General features: G+C 35.4%; 12 protein-coding genes and 1 riboswitch. Of the genes, 9 read left to right on the top strand and 3 right to left on the bottom strand.

Annotated elements, in window-relative coordinates; translation table 11 throughout:
• Positions 1 to 61: 61 nt before the first annotated feature.
• The 3 genes from AC5LWL_RS03680 to AC5LWL_RS03670 all read left to right on the top strand — a co-directional run bounded on the left by AC5LWL_RS03680 (position 62) and on the right by AC5LWL_RS03670 (position 4,189).
• Entirely contained in the window at positions 62 to 1,357 is a 1,296-nt protein-coding gene (locus AC5LWL_RS03680; protein ID WP_493436529.1) for an amino acid permease, read from the top strand.
• Between the two features lie 665 nt (positions 1,358 to 2,022).
• Positions 2,023 to 3,474, top strand: coding sequence for an amino acid ABC transporter substrate-binding protein/permease (locus AC5LWL_RS03675; protein ID WP_493433061.1), 1,452 nt, complete (start codon positions 2,023 to 2,025; stop codon positions 3,472 to 3,474).
• Positions 3,461 to 4,189 (top strand): amino acid ABC transporter ATP-binding protein, encoded by a 729-nt coding sequence (locus AC5LWL_RS03670; RefSeq protein WP_493433060.1) that lies wholly within the window; start codon positions 3,461 to 3,463, stop codon positions 4,187 to 4,189. Before AC5LWL_RS03675 ends, AC5LWL_RS03670 begins: the two co-directional genes overlap by 14 nt.
• Positions 4,190 to 4,543: 354 nt before the next feature.
• On the opposite strand, the gene AC5LWL_RS03665 is transcribed toward AC5LWL_RS03670, so the two are convergent.
• Both AC5LWL_RS03665 and AC5LWL_RS03660 read right to left on the bottom strand, forming a co-directional pair.
• Positions 4,544 to 5,332 carry an SDR family NAD(P)-dependent oxidoreductase gene (locus AC5LWL_RS03665; RefSeq protein ID WP_493433059.1) on the bottom strand — a complete coding sequence of 263 codons (789 nt, stop codon included), beginning with the start codon at positions 5,330 to 5,332 and terminating at the stop codon, positions 4,544 to 4,546.
• 152 nt (positions 5,333 to 5,484) lie between these two features.
• Entirely contained in the window at positions 5,485 to 6,042 is a 558-nt protein-coding gene (locus tag AC5LWL_RS03660; protein WP_493433058.1) for a transposase, read from the bottom strand.
• A 1,009-nt stretch (positions 6,043 to 7,051) separates the two neighbouring features.
• Here AC5LWL_RS03660 and AC5LWL_RS03655 point away from each other — a divergent pair.
• The 3 genes from AC5LWL_RS03655 to AC5LWL_RS03645 all read left to right on the top strand — a co-directional run bounded on the left by AC5LWL_RS03655 (position 7,052) and on the right by AC5LWL_RS03645 (position 11,083).
• Positions 7,052 to 8,221, top strand: coding sequence for a beta-ketoacyl synthase N-terminal-like domain-containing protein (locus AC5LWL_RS03655; protein ID WP_493433057.1), 1,170 nt, complete (start codon positions 7,052 to 7,054; stop codon positions 8,219 to 8,221).
• A 1-nt stretch (position 8,222) separates the two neighbouring features.
• The gene (locus tag AC5LWL_RS03650) at positions 8,223 to 9,950 is read left to right on the top strand and encodes an ATP-binding protein (protein WP_493433056.1); all 1,728 of its coding nucleotides are present in this window, start codon (positions 8,223 to 8,225) and stop codon (positions 9,948 to 9,950) included.
• Between the two features lie 737 nt (positions 9,951 to 10,687).
• Positions 10,688 to 11,083 (top strand): VOC family protein, encoded by a 396-nt coding sequence (locus tag AC5LWL_RS03645; protein WP_493433055.1) that lies wholly within the window; start codon positions 10,688 to 10,690, stop codon positions 11,081 to 11,083.
• Positions 11,084 to 11,391: 308 nt separating this feature from the next.
• On the opposite strand, the gene cysK is transcribed toward AC5LWL_RS03645, so the two are convergent.
• Positions 11,392 to 12,339: a cysteine synthase A gene (gene cysK, locus AC5LWL_RS03640; protein WP_493433054.1), complete on the bottom strand. Its 948-nt coding sequence runs from the start codon at positions 12,337 to 12,339 to the stop codon at positions 11,392 to 11,394.
• A gap of 801 nt (positions 12,340 to 13,140) precedes the next feature.
• Positions 13,141 to 13,250: riboswitch (SAM riboswitch) on the top strand.
• A 94-nt stretch (positions 13,251 to 13,344) separates the two neighbouring features.
• Between cysK and AC5LWL_RS03635 the strand changes: the two genes are divergently transcribed.
• From AC5LWL_RS03635 to AC5LWL_RS03625, 3 genes are all read left to right on the top strand, one after another.
• On the top strand, positions 13,345 to 14,361 hold the full coding sequence (locus AC5LWL_RS03635) for a methionine ABC transporter ATP-binding protein (protein WP_493433053.1): 1,017 nt from the start codon (positions 13,345 to 13,347) through the stop codon (positions 14,359 to 14,361).
• Entirely contained in the window at positions 14,362 to 15,024 is a 663-nt protein-coding gene (locus AC5LWL_RS03630) for a methionine ABC transporter permease (RefSeq protein ID WP_493433052.1), read from the top strand.
• 85 nt (positions 15,025 to 15,109) lie between these two features.
• A complete protein-coding gene (locus tag AC5LWL_RS03625) occupies positions 15,110 to 15,964 on the top strand; it encodes a MetQ/NlpA family ABC transporter substrate-binding protein (RefSeq protein WP_493433051.1) in 855 nt (284 codons plus the stop codon).
• Positions 15,965 to 15,975: the final 11 nt, after the last annotated feature.

Raw genomic sequence — 15,975 nt, 5'->3', positions numbered from 1 at the left:
TGTTTTTTATGGAAGGAGAAAGAAATTGAGTACACAACAAGACAAGGCATTAAAACGTACAATGACTACAAGGCATATTATGATGATGGCATTGGGCGGAGCAATCGGAGCAGGATTATTTAAAGGGAGCAGTGTAGCAGTCGACATGGCTGGTCCAGCTGTATTAATCGCTTATCTTTTAGGTGGGATCATCTTGTTTTTCATTATGCAAGGCATCGCCGATATGACGATTAGAAACAGACAGGCAAGAACATTTCATGATCTTATTAAACCAGCCATCGGATCCTACCCAGCTTATTTCTTAGACTGGATCTATTGGAAAATGTGGGTATTAAACATTGCTGCAGAAGCAATAGTAGCCGCTATATTCTTACAATATTGGTTTCCTCAGTACCCGATTTGGGCATTAGCTTTAATCATTTCGGTTGCTGTTACGATTGTGAATTTATTATCTGTAAAAATATTTGCAGAAACAGAATATTGGTTAGCACTTCTTAAAATCAGTGTTATTATTATTTTTATTATTGCAGGTTTATTTTTAATGTTTATAACAACTGGCAGCCATGACGCAGTTGGTGTAACGAATTTAACAAAACACGGCGGCTTTTTCCCTAATGGAATAGGCGGTTTAGTAACAGCAATGTTAGTTGTTATTTATTCTTATGGCGGAACAGAATTAATTGGCGTGACATTAGGAGAAACGAAAAATCCTGAAAAAGTAATACCAAAAGCAGCACGTGGTACATTAACACGCATTGTCGCTTTTTATCTACTGCCATTCTTTATCATTGTCAGTCTTATTCCTTGGAATCAAGTAAATAATGCAAAAGAAAGCCCTTTTGTTACAGTCTTTCATTTATTAGGGATTCCTTATGCAGCTGATATCATGAATGCTGTTATCTTATTAGCGCTTATTTCATCCATGAATTCAGGGTTGTATGCATCTTCCCGCGTTATTTACACACAAGCAGCAGACGGGACTATTGCAAAGATATTCAGTAAGTTATCAACTAAACAAGTACCAACCTATGCTATTTTATTATGTACTTCTTCCCTTTATATCGGAGTGCTAATTTCTATTATTGCAGGAGAATCTACATTTAATTACTTAATGGGTTCGTTAGGTTACACGGTGCTTTTCATATGGTTAATTATTGGATTCGCTCATTTTAGATCAAGAATGAAACACCAAAGTAAAGAAAACCGAAAATTCCCAATCGCTACTCTTATGGCTATTATTTTCTTATTAATCATTTTGGTTGGGGTTGTTATGACAACAAAAATAGTAATTACCTTCATTACATTAGCAATTTATTTGGTCATTACTGCATTTTATTTTATAAAAAAGAAGAAATAATGAAACATTAAACAGTGCTTCCTCCCATAAGGATAGCACTGTTTTTTTCTCCTATAAAAGTAAATCATCCTTTCACTAAAGGCAAATATACATAATTTTTTTATCAAATATTCCTATTACTGATATTTTACATTCGACTTTTCTCTGGTACTTGCTATTTATTTCACAATAGTTTTTTCTTTACTCCTCTCTTATTACCTGCTTTATCCGTAAGCAGTATTTTATATAGTACATTTCTTTTCTTACACTCTATTTTACCTTTACCGCCTATTCCCTTTACGATTGTTCTATTTGCTGAAATGTTTGGAACAGTACATCGTTTCCTGCTTTGTTTGCATATTCTGAAAACACTTACTTTTTTTAAGATGCTATTCATATGGAAGTATTCTTTTTAAAGAAAATGGATACTCCTATTAATACTTTCTATTGCTTCGATCCTTTTAAGAAGTTTGTCTAATTTTATATTAAAATACCAACAAGGATAAAATAACTTTCGTGAAATAAATGGTAAAAAGAAACATATAAAATTCACATCTGTACAATATTAAATTTGTTTAGTATTATGTTACTTAACGCTTATTGTTAGATTTTCTGACACGTTTTTTAACGATTGGGAGATTTCTTGCCCAATACCAACATAGAAAAGTCGAAAAGGAGTTATTTGAATGAGTAAAAACAAAGGGTTTTTGAAATATATTTTGTTCTTTGTAGTTGCATTGACTACTTTGACTATTATTTCACCAATAACAAAAGTAGAAGCAAAGGAAAATAACTATCAAATTGCTACAGATATTACATTTGCTCCATTTGAATTTCAAGATGTAAAAGGAGATTTTGTTGGGATCGATATGGATCTTATCGCTGCTATTGCAAAGGATCAAGGTTTTACATACAACATGAAACCTTTAGGCTTTAACGCAGCTGTTCAGGCACTGGAATCCAAGCAAGTGGATGCCGTTATTGCTGGGATGAGCATTACGGAAGAAAGACAAAAAAAGTTTGATTTCTCCGATCCGTATTTTGATTCAGGCATCATTATGGCTGTTCAAAAAGATAATGACAATATTTCTTCTTATAAAGATCTAAAAGGCAAAAAAGTGGCTGTCAAAACAGGAACAGAAGGAGCAAGTTTTGCTGAAAAAATAAAAGATAAATATGGCTTTAAAATCGTTACTTTTGACGATTCTGCCAATATGTATGAAGAAGTAAGAACAGGAAATTCAGTTGCTGTATTTGATGATTATCCTGTATTGGCCTATGGGATTAAGCAAGGAAATGGATTAAAAATAGTAACGGACAAAGAAGCTGGAGCATCTTATGGATTTGCCGTTCCAAAAGGGCAAAATGCGGAACTATTAGAAAAATTTAATACTGGATTAGCAAATTTAAAAGCATCTGGCGAGTACCAAGAAATTTTAGACAAATATTTAGAAACTGGATCAGTAGCTACTAACGATGCAGGATTTTTCTCCCTATTAAAAGAAAGTTTTCCTAGTTTATTATCTGGTTTAAAGTTGACCTTATTACTAACAGTAGCTTCCCTTTTAATTGCTACCGTACTCGGCATTGTTTTCGGCTTATTACGAATAGCAAAAAATAAAGTGTTAAATACCATTGCTGTTATTTATATTGATATATTCCGCGGAACACCTTTAATTGTCCAAGCATTCTTTATTTACTTTGGAATTCCAGCAGCACTAGATTTTCGGATTTCAGCAGTTGCTGCAGGTCTCATCACATTAAGTTTAAATGCTGGTGCCTACATGGCAGAAATTGTTCGCGGCGGCATTCAGTCTGTCGATAAAGGGCAAATGGAAGCTGCAAGAAGCCTTGGCCTTCCTTATGGAAAAGCAATGCGAAAAGTAGTTCTCCCGCAAGCAATCCAATTAATGATACCTGCCTTTATCAACCAGTTTGTCATGACGTTGAAGGACACATCTATACTATCGATTATTGGAATTAATGAATTAACCCAAAGCGGAAAAATCATTATTGCAAGAAATTTAGAATCGTTCCAAATGTGGCTAATTGTTGGGATTATGTACTTTATTGTCATTATGATTTTAACAAAAGTATCAAATGCATTAGAAAAGAGGATAAAAAATGGGCAAGCTTAAGGTAACCAAACTAAAGAAATCTTACGGAAATTTAGAAGTATTAAAATCAATTGATTTACAAGTTCAAGAAGGAGAAGTTGTTTGTTTAATTGGTCCCTCTGGCTCTGGAAAAAGCACCCTTCTTCGCTGCTTAAATATGCTTGAAGAGGTAACAGACGGTGATGTTGTCGTAAACAACTATCCTTTAACAGATAAAAAAACGGATATAAACAAAATCAGAGAAAATATCGGAATGGTGTTTCAGCACTTTAACCTTTTCCCTAACTTATCTGTATTAGAAAATATTACACTTGCACCAGTTGAGTTAAAAAAAGCGACAAAAGCGCAGGCAAAAGAAAAAGCTCTTCAACTTTTAGATCGTGTAGGACTAAAAGAAAAAGCTGGTGAAAATCCTGCTAAATTATCCGGCGGTCAAAAACAAAGGGTAGCAATCGCCCGTGCACTTGCTATGAATCCCGATATTATGCTGTTTGATGAACCAACAAGTGCTCTCGATCCTGAAATGGTTGGAGAAGTTCTCAATGTTATCAAACAATTAGCAGAAGAAGGAATGACCATGGTTATTGTAACCCATGAAATGGGATTTGCCAGAGAAGTAGGAGACCGAGTAATCTTTATGGATAGCGGCTATATTGTGGAAGAAGGAACACCACAGGAAATCTTCGGAAATCCCCAAAATGAACGGACAAAAGATTTCTTGAATAAGGTATTGTAGGGGTCGTCACAGTGACGCCCCGGATATTCTCGGAATTTGTCGAAATCCTAGGGTGGCTTTTTGAAAGCCACCCTTTTTTTTTTTTGGGGTCACAGTGACGTCCCGAATATCCACTAATTTTGTCGAAGGTTCATAGATTTCGAGAGGAAGTCCATGAAGATTAACAAACAGGAAAGTTCCCATTTAAAACACCTCAAAAAATGTCTACATCTATTATTCGATAAAAATCAGCCAAAGTTCTGCCCAAGCTACTGGAAAACATCCATAAAAAAAGAAGCACAACAATCAAGTTATTGTACTTCCCTTCTATGAATTTTCGACAAAGTTCGAGTAAGTTCGGGTCGTCACTGTGACCTACTTATACCGAACAGAGCCACCGTTTACTGGAAATTCTGCGCCGTTTACATAGGCGGCTTTATCAGATGCTAAAAAGAGGATAACATTTGCAATTTCTTCTGGTTTTCCAACAGAACCGCGGGGAATTTTCCGAATTTCTCTAGCAAAAAACATGACGGCATCTTCCGGTTCTTTATTAAATTTCTCAGCTAACATATCTACCATGCCTCCTGGTTTGTTCCACATGGTTGTTCTTGTTGGACCAGGTGATACAACGTTAATACGTATTTCATTACCAAATTCATTGGCAAGTGCTTGTGTTAAATTTAATACGGCCGCCTTACTGGCACTATAGTCAATCGCAAAGTCATCAGGTACATGTCCGCTTTCTGATGCAATATTAACGATGCTTGCTCCTTCTTGTTTTCGTAAGTATGGAATAGCTTCTTTTGTTAATCGTGCAACAGCAAAAACATTTGTGGCAAATGTTTTTTCCCAATCTTCATCTGTCACATCTAAAAAACTATCTTTATAGATGGCAATACCTGCTATATTAGCAAGAATATCAATTTTTCCAAACTGTTTGATAGCAGCATCTACTAGTTTTTTACTTTCATTTTCCTTTGTTAAATCAATTGCTAGCGGAAGAAAGGTGTCACTGCTTGCTAAATCTTTTATGTCCTCTACATTTAAGCTGGCAGCTACCACTTTTACCCCTTCTTGTAACAATGCCTTAGTTGTAGCAAGACCAATTCCATCATTTGCGCCTGTTACAATAGCAACCTTATCTTGTAAACCATAACTCATATATTCCATCTCCTTTACATGTTCCTCTCTAATTCATGTTTCCTTTTATTAGTGTAAATAAACATGTCACCGAGACTCCCTAAACATTATTAAAAATTGGTAGATTACATGTTCGATAGATACATTGTTTTGCACCCTATTGAACTCTATAATTAATTCGCTAAATCAGGATCCATCATTTTATAACAGTACTGCTCCCGCTTTTGTTCTGTTGTTCCTTCAAAATAATCTAGTAGAATATCTCTATTCATAAATGGTGGGGTAATGGTGTCTTCTATATAAAAACGATAACTACTCCAAGGATAAAATTCTGGCTGCTCGACCATTTTCGCTTCAACTGGATTAAGATGGATGTAGCGGCTAACTCCTAACATTCCTTTTTTATCCATAATCATCTTGTCGTAAAAACGTTTCTCATACACATGACCTGTTAAACGGTATTTTGTATTATAGTAATTGGCATAGCGCTTGTTCATTAATGCCATTAGCTTAGAAATGGATACTTCCTTTGATCGTAACTGTAAATGGTAGTGGTTGGTCATGAAGCAAAAAGAGGCTAATTCGAAGGGGTATTTTTCGAAGAGTTGGTGGAGAATATGGAAAAAGGCATGAAAATCATTGGCATTTCGAAACAAAGGGTCGCGTCGATTTCCTCTGCAAACGATATGGTAAAACTGTTCTGGTACATGGATTCTTTTCTTAAATGGCATTACATTTCTACCGCCATTTGTTGTTTATTGAGCTGCCATCTGCTCAACGCCTTTACTTCCAAAATCGCACGTTCAGAGATTCTTTTCTCTATATACTTTAAAGTCATACAGTCTCCCCCTTATCATATCCATTTTATCCCAAAAATTATTAATAACAGCCGGCAGCATTCTTTTTCCGCTTACCAATATACCATCAAGAAAGAGGAAACCTATAAAAGCAGTCTCTATAGTAAAGTAACTCTTCCCCTCTCCCAATTCCCTTAATACTGAAATAACCTTTGTAAAATCAAACAATGAACCATTTTTCCATTGGTAAAACTGCAACAAAAACTCGGCAACCTTCTTGGGTATCCTATGATCAAAATATGGAATGGATGCCAGTGCACTTTTCTCGCGACTCTTGCAACAAAGCACCAGGTAAGCAAACAATCACAGTCGATTCCGTATCATGTGAAAATCCCACCTCCAATCCCTTAATTCAATACTTGAAACGTTAACTGTCATACATTCACCTCCAATACTAATATTTTCATCTAAAAACAACTCATAATAGACACTTAAAAAATAGGAATCGTACTAAAATAAGGAGGAAACTACTGAAGTTTAAAACAAAAGGAATCCCTTTTATAAAACGAACTTTCCACCGGTTTGGGGTTTGCCAATTTTATAAGAGTGGGATAAAAAAAAGAAGCTATCTACAATTACTTTACTACAAAATAAGCCAAAATCCTGCCATGCTATTACAAAAATAAAATAATATGCACAACTCGACCTAGCCTCTTGCTTACAACGGAGTAGGATATTTTTTGTTTTAAAGCAGGTCTACCGCAAAAAAAAAACAACAGCCAACCACTCCCGTAATGCTCAGTTACTCCCTATTTCCATGCTTTCTACTCCATCAATCACCGACAATTTCCGGCATAATTCGGGGCGTCACTGTGACCTAGTCTAGCCTTTTTTATAATTTCTATTATAATAAAAAGATATTAATAACTAGGAGAAATAATCAATGGATACAGTTATTACAGGGATGGGTATTATTGGACCAGGTTTTACAAATAGTAACCACTATAAAGAGATATTAACAGCTGGAACTTGTATGTTAAAACAAGAATATCTAGTAGAAAAATATTTATATTTAGGGAGAGTGCATCAAAAAGAAATAAAGCAAAAACAAAGACGAGACAAAAAACACCCTAAATCTGTGCAAATGCTGCTGCATGCATGTAATGAAGCTGTACATGCAGCAAAGATCAACTTAAAAGATTATCGAGTTGCTGTTCTTATTGGTTCTTCTGGTGGTGTTATTTCTGAAGTATCTACTTATACAAAGGAATTAGACAAGAAAAAAAGACTATCCCCCTTTGCTATAGGAAATATGAATGCTAATTCCTTATCTACCAGTGTTAATGCAGCATATGGGTTAAATGGGATGTCCTTTTCCTTATCAAATAGCTGTACCTCTGGTTTGGATGCCTTGCACTTGGCCAATATTCTTATCCAATCCAATCAAGTAGACGTATGCATCGTTGGCGCCAGTGATGCAACGCTTTTTGAAACGGTTCTTAAGGGGTTTCTTCCATTAAAAGTGTTGCAAGAAAGCAGCCAGGAACAAGAAATGCATGGCCCATTTTCTGGAGGGAAAGGTTTCTGTATGTCTGAAGGCGCAGGTGTGCTTATTATAGAAAAGGCAGAAATCGCTATAAGAAGACATGCAACTATTCTCGGTGTTATAGAAGCAACGAGCATCACACAAGATGCCATTTCTCCGTATCAATCTGACATCAATGGAAATGCTTTGCTTCAAGCTGTGGATGCATGCATTCGAAAAGGAATGCCTACCTATATTAATAGTCAAGCTTTAGGTATTTCTGAAAATGATGATATAGAAGCATCCATTTATAAAAAAAGATTTGCTTCTTTTCATCTACCTATAACATCCATTAAAGGAATGGTTGGACATGCGATGGGGGCTTCCACTATATTTCAAATAATTGCAAGCTTAATTAGTTTAAAAGAACAGTTTATCCCACCAACCATTCGCGCAAAAACAACAGCATATGCTAATCTATTGATTAATGATCATATTTTACGACAAAAAATAAACAGTGTATTAATTACTTCTCATGGATACGGAGGAAATAATGGGTGCACCTTAATCTCAAAAGGAGGAGCGTAATATGGAATTTATATTATTGCTGATGGTGTCAGTTATTCCGCTCATTATTTCATTTTTTATTTTATTTTTTTCCAGAAACTCGTTATCAAAAGCATTGTCCTTATTCTTATGTATGCTTTCTTTTTGGCAAATTGATATTGCCATCCTGTATGCAGATGAATTAATGAACATAGAATGGATAGAAAGAATCTTTCGTTTTTTTCGAATGGGAACCATTTTTATTATGCCAATCATGTACTATTTTTCTTATCATCTAGTGCGTATGAACAAGGAGCTTCACAATTTCCGATTTTTATTTAACAAATTTTTGCTTTATATTCTTACGTTTTATAGTCTTATCGTTTATATTATCAATTTTACAACAGCAGGAATAAAATATTTCTACTTAAACAAAGGAAATGTTCTTTCATCTGATTATTTCCTTCCTTTTTATGGGGAAATGAACATTCTATTTCTTATAAATATCATTTTTGTTTATATTAATACGTTTTTTCTTTTATTAATAACAGTGAAGCTTAAAGATCAAACCTACAAAAAATTTTATACTAGGTTGGTTATTGTCGCTATTATTATCTTTATCAATGGGGTAATGAGCGGATTTTCCTTTATTCCTTTATTTTTTTCTATTTTCAATTCAATCATCGCAGCACTTATCTTGTTTTTAGGATTTGTTCAGATGCAATCTCTTAGAATCAATGATATGAACGGGGAACTTATTAGACAAAGTGAACTTTTAGAAGCAATTATGAATATTAATCCTAATTTTCTTTTAGTTAAAAATAACAAGGATCAAATAGTCAAAATGAATAGTTCCTTTAGTCAATTAATCTCCATACCAAAAGAGGATCTGTTAGGAAAAGATTTTTCCATATTAACAACTAAGATAAACATGCTGCATACTCAGACAGAGGATGCATACCGCTATGTAGATTCGAAAGGACAAGTTTACTATATATTATGGGGAAAAAAGAAAATACTTCATAGTAATGGCGAAGTATACCAAATCTATTTTGGCATTGATGTAACAGAGCAGAAACGAAATGAACAGCTTCTTCTTTCCTCTGAGAAGCTTAAGGTTATTGGCGAAATGGCCGCAAGTGTAGCCCATGAAATACGCAATCCTTTAACAACGATAAGAGGCTTTATTCAACTCTTAAAAGAACAAAAAAATAATTCTGGCTACGAATCCATTCTTTTAGAAGAAATTGATCGTATTAATGATGTGCTAAAAGAATTACTTATTTTAGGAAAACCGGAAGCAACACAGGATGAAAAAAATGCTTCTGCACCTGTCCATTTATTAACGGAATTAAAAAACATTAAGCTTCTTTTCCAAGCATTAGCCATTGAACAAAACAAGGAAATTTATCTAGAAAACAGAGGAAAAAAGGTAGCATTGGTGCAAATGGAGAAATCTCACTTTAAACAAGTAATGATAAACTTTATAAAAAACAGCTTAGAAGCTATTTCAACTGAAAAAGGAAAAATTAAAATTATTTTAGATACAAAACAAGGGATTCATCGTATCAGAATATTGGATAACGGAAATGGAATAAGCAAAGAAAGGCTTGCACGTATAGGAGAGCCCTATTATACAAGCAAAGAAAAAGGCACAGGAATCGGCCTGACAATATGCTTTAAACTATTAAAAGAAAATAATGGAGAAGTATATGTAAAAAGCAAAGAAGGCTGGGGAACCTGTGTGACAATGACTTTACCGTCACAGTGACGCCCCGAATATTCTCGAAATTTGTCGAAAATGAATAAACTGCAAGTAGAATAATTTTCGACAAATTTCGGGTGGTCACTGTGACCACCCGAGAGGAGGTTTGTATGAAAAAAACATTAAAAAATCTATCCATATTTATGTGTATCTATATTGTCGCAGTTTTTTTTGAATATAGAAGAAGTTCTACTTTTGAATGGACAGAGAACTTTATACAAGCTATTTGTTATACAGCACTTTTTTTCTAAGTATGTGGTTTTTTCAACATAAAAATAAGCATACAAGCTAAAATTCTTAAATGGAGAATATTGATATTACAGTGTTTTCCTTGATAAATAAAGGTGCCGTCCATTCGAAAATCGATTTCTGACAGCACCTTTTAACCTTCTCCAAACTACTCTTAAACCTACACACACAACCTCCATGGCAATCATTAACGTAACACTAAATGTCATAATATCGAACTTTTAACGGCCGAAGCATACTATAATCTAAACAATTCGATACTCTTTTACACATTCATGCCCCAGGAAGGTTCAAAAATCCAAGATCCCTTTAAATTATCAACTTTAGACAAATTTCGGAACGATTCAGGGTATTACTGTAGACCAAAAAACAGCTATATGTTGCTTCATTACTCACTATCACCAAAAAAGAAGGAAAACCAAACCTACAGAAAGAATATATACCAAAAGAATAAAACGCTTTATGGATAGATACTAAAATAGCAGGAGGAGATTATGGGAAGATTAATTCATTTCGAAATTCATGTGGATGATATAGAACGTGCTAAGAAGTTTTATGGAGAGGTATTTGGATGGAAATTTGAAGATTGGAGCTCCTATGCTGGAATGCCTTATTTTGGAGCCGTGACTGGCGATGAAAAAGAACCTGGAATTAACGGAGCTTTGATGCAGCGTCAAAGTGCAGCTCCTGAAAAAAGCCAGTCTTTAAATGCATATGCTTGTACAATGGGAGTGGAGGATTACGATTCTGTTGAAGCTAAAATTCTTCATAATGGAGGAGTGGTTGCCTTGCCAAAACATGCTTTGCCTGGAATGGCGTGGCAGGGATATTTTGTTGATACGGAGGGAAATACTTTTGGAATTCATCAACCAGATGAAAATGCCAAATAAACCCCTTATGTAAGGGCAACAGTAGTGTTTTGTATATTATTACAAATAGTCAGGAATATTTTGGTTACAGGTACCATATCTATTAATTGAAAGAAAAATGACCAAAGAGGCTGATAGCTTCTCTGGTCATTTTTCTTTTCTCCTTTGGATGCATAGCAGAAAGGAAAAACCTTGTGCAAAACTCTTTCTTGTAAAAGGTTTAAAACTATGTTTTTCACAGCGCAATAGGAGCCGTAAATTTAAAAGTCTATTAAACTATCCATTCTCGACAAAATTCGAGTCGAATCGGGTCGTCACTGTTACCTATTTTATTCTGCTGGGAACAGTTCAGTTGATAAATATCTTTCGCCTGTATCTGGAAGTAAAACTACAATTGTTTTACCTGCATTTTCTGGTCGTTTAGCGATTTGCACAGCTGCAAACGCTGCTGCTCCTGATGAAATACCGACAATTAAACCTTCATTTCTTGCTAATTGCTTGGAAGTTTCAATTGCTTCCTCATTTGCCACTGTATAAATTTCATCCACTACAGATCGATTGAAATTATCTGGCACAAATCCAGGTCCAATCCCTTGAATTTTATGCGGAGCCTTTGAACCACCGGAAAGAACTGGAGAACTAGAAGGTTCAACTGCAATAACTTGCACCGAACTTTTTTTCGATTTTAACACTTCTCCTACTCCACTAATCGTTCCACCTGTTCCTACTCCACCAACAAAAATATCTACATCTCCATTTGTATCTTTCCAAATTTCTTCTGCTGTTGTTTTTTTATGAATTTCTGGGTTAGCTGGGTTTTTAAATTGTTGTGGGATAAATGAATTGGGAATTTCTGCAGCCAATTCTTCTGCCTTTTTAATAGCACCAGGCATACCATCTGCCGCTGGTGTTAAAACAAGCTCTGCCCCTAAAGCAATAAGTAATTTTCGACGTTCCACACTAAAGCTTTCAGGAAGAGTGATAATTAATTTGTAGCCTAAAGCCGCTGCTGCAAAAGCTAAGGCAATGCCAGTATTGCCACTTGTAGGTTCAATAATAACCGAGTCTTTATTAATTAATCCCTTTTCTTCTGCATCTTTAATTAAAGCAAGACCAATTCTATCTTTTACACTTCCAGCTGGATTAAAGTACTCTAATTTAGCAATAATCTTCGCTCCAACATTGTTTAATTCATTAAATTTCACAAGTTCTAATAAAGGAGTATTTCCAATCAGCTGAGTTAAGTTAGTTGCAACATTTTCTACTTTATTTACCATAATTTATTATCCCTCCAACAATTTAAATCCCGATTTACCGTATCGGATAAATAAACTTTACTACTCTTTAAGAAAAAATTCAAGTATGATTTTAGATTTTTTACTTTTTTCAGTTTTTTTTCGTCACAGTGACGCCCCGAATATTCTCTAAATTTGTCGAACCGCTACAGTTGGGGGGGTGTACTTGTGTACTTGTGTACTTGTGTACTTGTGTACTTGTGTACTTGTGTACTTGTGTACTTGTGTACTTGTTAATTCTTTGTTAGTGACTTTTTCATTTAGCTTGAGCTTGGGAAAGGTTCCCTTGCCTAAATTGTGTATACGCAAAAAGATTCTGATTCAACCTCCATCAATATCTTCTGTTGGACAGTTATTGTTCCACTTTCTCTTTACTATAATCTAGTACACTATTCTTTTTCATAAACGGGGAGAGGTCATGCTCTAATCGTAATAAAAATAACTCTACACCACTCCAAAGATAAAATGCTGGCTGTTTACCAGTTTGCCTTCTATTGAATCAAGAAAAATCGGTTTAATAGAATATTCATAGAAAAAATAAAGAAGAAGTTTACCTTTTTAGATCAGAAGAACAAAGATATCAACGTCCCCCCTTCGATAAGACAAACCAGATACTAAAAAAAAGAAACACCATAAGTTCATACTTCTAACCTATTAATTTTCGACAACATTCGGGATATTTCGGGTGGTCACTGTGACCATATTCGAAAAATACCTTGACTTTCGACAAATCTCCCCTTATATTTGTAAGAATATCTGACAAAAACTTTATATTATGTTTTATTCTTATCCAGAGAGACGAAGGGACAGGCCCTATGATGTCTCGGCAACGGGTTTATTTACTTAATACCGTGCTAATTCCTGCAGATGCTTTTGCATTTGAAAGATGAGAATGAGGTAGTTTCGAATGAAGCCATCTTTTTCTTGTTGATAAGAAGAAGATGGCTTTTTTGCGCATTAAGCTTTTCTTACTAAGGAGGATTTACATTGATTGAATTTAAGCAGGTAGCCAAGACATTTAAGCTTGGCAACCGGGAAGTAGATGCGGTAAAGGATGTTTCCCTTTCTATAGAGCAAGGAGAGATTTTTGGAATTATCGGCTTTAGCGGTGCTGGAAAAAGTACACTGCTTCGGCTTGTGAATATGCTGGAAAATCCAACAAACGGCTCTGTACAGGTACAAGGAGTGGACCTTGCAACCCTTTCTGCTAAAGAGGTTCGCAAGCTACGCCGCAGAATAGGGATGATCTTTCAAAACTTTAATTTATTTTCATCACGGACAGTAGCGGGGAATGTAGCATATCCGTTAAAAATTGCCGGGGTGCCAAAAGCAGAGATAAAGGAAAGAGTAGCAGAGCTGCTTCAGTTTGTCGGTCTTTCAGATAAAGCCACTGATTATCCTGAACAGCTTTCAGGCGGGCAGAAGCAACGCGTTGGGATTGCCCGTGCTCTTGCCACTTCTCCTGATATTCTTATCTGTGACGAAGCGACATCCGCACTGGACCCTGATACAACAGCAGATATTCTTCGTCTTTTAAAAAAAGTAAACCAAGAATTAGGGATAACCATCCTTTTAATTACACATGAAATGAATGTCATTCAGGAAATTTGCGACCGAGTTGCCGTGATGGAGAATGGAGAAGTAATCGAAACAGGCTCTGTTTTTGACACCTTTACAAATCCTCAGCATGGAACCACGAGACGATTTATTCAATCTGTTCAGCAGGATCTTCCATCTGACTCTCTGCTTGCCGAGTGGAAGGAAAAAGGCGGCAACCATTTATATCGCGTTATTTTTAAAGGAGAAGTGGCGAGTGATCCAGTCCTTTCTCGTATTACAAAAAAATATGATGTCGATTTCAATATTGTTTATGGATCTGTGCGCGAGCTTCAAAAAAAGTTTTATGGGAATCTACTTGTTTCCTTTATAGGAAAACCAGAGGCAATAGAAGCAGTTATCCATGCATTAAAACAAACAGTAGCAATCGAGGAGGTGAATATTTAAATGAAGGTAGATTGGACAACTTTTTGGATGCGAATCGTAGAATCCACTGGTGAAACCATTCTTATGGTCATTATGACATTAGTTTTTGGTTCTATCTTAGGAATCACAATTGGTTTATTAATTTTTGTAACAAGAAAAGGAAATATATTGGAAAACAAACTGGTTTTTCAGCTATTAAATATTCTTATTAATATTATTCGCCCTATTCCATTTATTATCTTTCTAGTTGCAATTAGTCCACTGACTCGTACCATTGTTGGGACAACCATTGGGACCTGGGCTGCCATTTTTCCAATGACCATTGCCGCGTCTTTTGGAATTGCCCGCATTGTCGAAAATAACTTGGTCAGCATTGATCCCGGTGTGATTGAAGCAGCAAAAGCAATGGGAGCAAGCCCTTTTCAAATTATCTTTACGGTGTTAATACCAGAAGCATTAGGTCCTTTAATTTTAGGATTAACCTTTGTCACTATTAGTTTAATTGACTTTTCAGCGATGGCAGGAACCGTTGGCGGAGGCGGACTCGGTCATGTAGCGATGACATATGGATATCAGCGCTTTGATGGCAGTGTGATGATTGTGACCGTCGTGATTTTAATCATTCTTGTACAACTTGCCCAATGGCTTGGAAACACTCTATCAAGAAAAATCATGCGCCGCTAATCTGCTTTTTTCAAAGGAAATTAAGAGATTCATATATTTCACCTAAAAAATAAATACAAATATAACAGAAGAAGGAGTTTATAAAATGAAAAAAATTATTTCTATCTTTATCTTATTATTAAGTGTCTGGGCATTAGCAGCCTGCGGAAATTCAAATTCCGATGAAAACAAGACAACGAAAGTAAAAATCGGTGTTACTGGTACAGATGGAGACGTTTGGCCAACACTACAAAAAAAGGCGAAAAAAGAAGGCATTGAAATTGAACTTGTAGAGTTTTCTGACTATACGCTTCCTAACCAAGCATTAGCAAATAAGGAAATTGACCTTAACTCTTTTCAACATATTGCATTCCTTAGCCAATTTGCAAAAGAAAATAAAGCAGATTTAGTACCAATCGGCTCCACTCTTGTTGCTCCAATGGGAGTTTATTCAGAGAAATTAAAAGATATTAAGGATATTAAAAAAGGTGCTACTATCGCTATTCCTGATGATCCATCCAATCAGGCTCGTGCTTTAAAGCTTCTTGAATCAGCAGGATTAATCACATTATCAAAAGATTTCGGACTGTTTGGAGATCCTTCTAAAATTGTAGACAATCCAAAGAACTTAAAGATTCTTCCAGTTGTCGCTCAGCAAACACCTCGTGTGCTGCCTGATGTTGCTGCTTCCGTTATCAATAACGGCATTGCTGGTCAAGCTGGTTTTAATCCAGTAAAAGATCCTATTTTCTTAGAAGATGCAAACAATGATAGTGTATTGCCATATATAAATATTTTTGCATCTCGCAAAGAGGATCAAAACAACAAAACATATCAACGTATCATCGAATTGTATCATGAGGAAGATGTGAAAAAAGCAGTAGAAAAAGACACAAATGGCGGATCCATTGTGACAGATATACCAAAAGAAGAATTACTAAAACAATTTAAAGAGTTGTAAGGAGGACATGA

The sequence above is a fragment of the Niallia sp. WK069_GA_01 genome (assembly GCF_983173855.1).
Note: the sequence above shows the minus strand (reverse complement) of the source record. Positions and strands in the feature narration are given on the sequence as shown.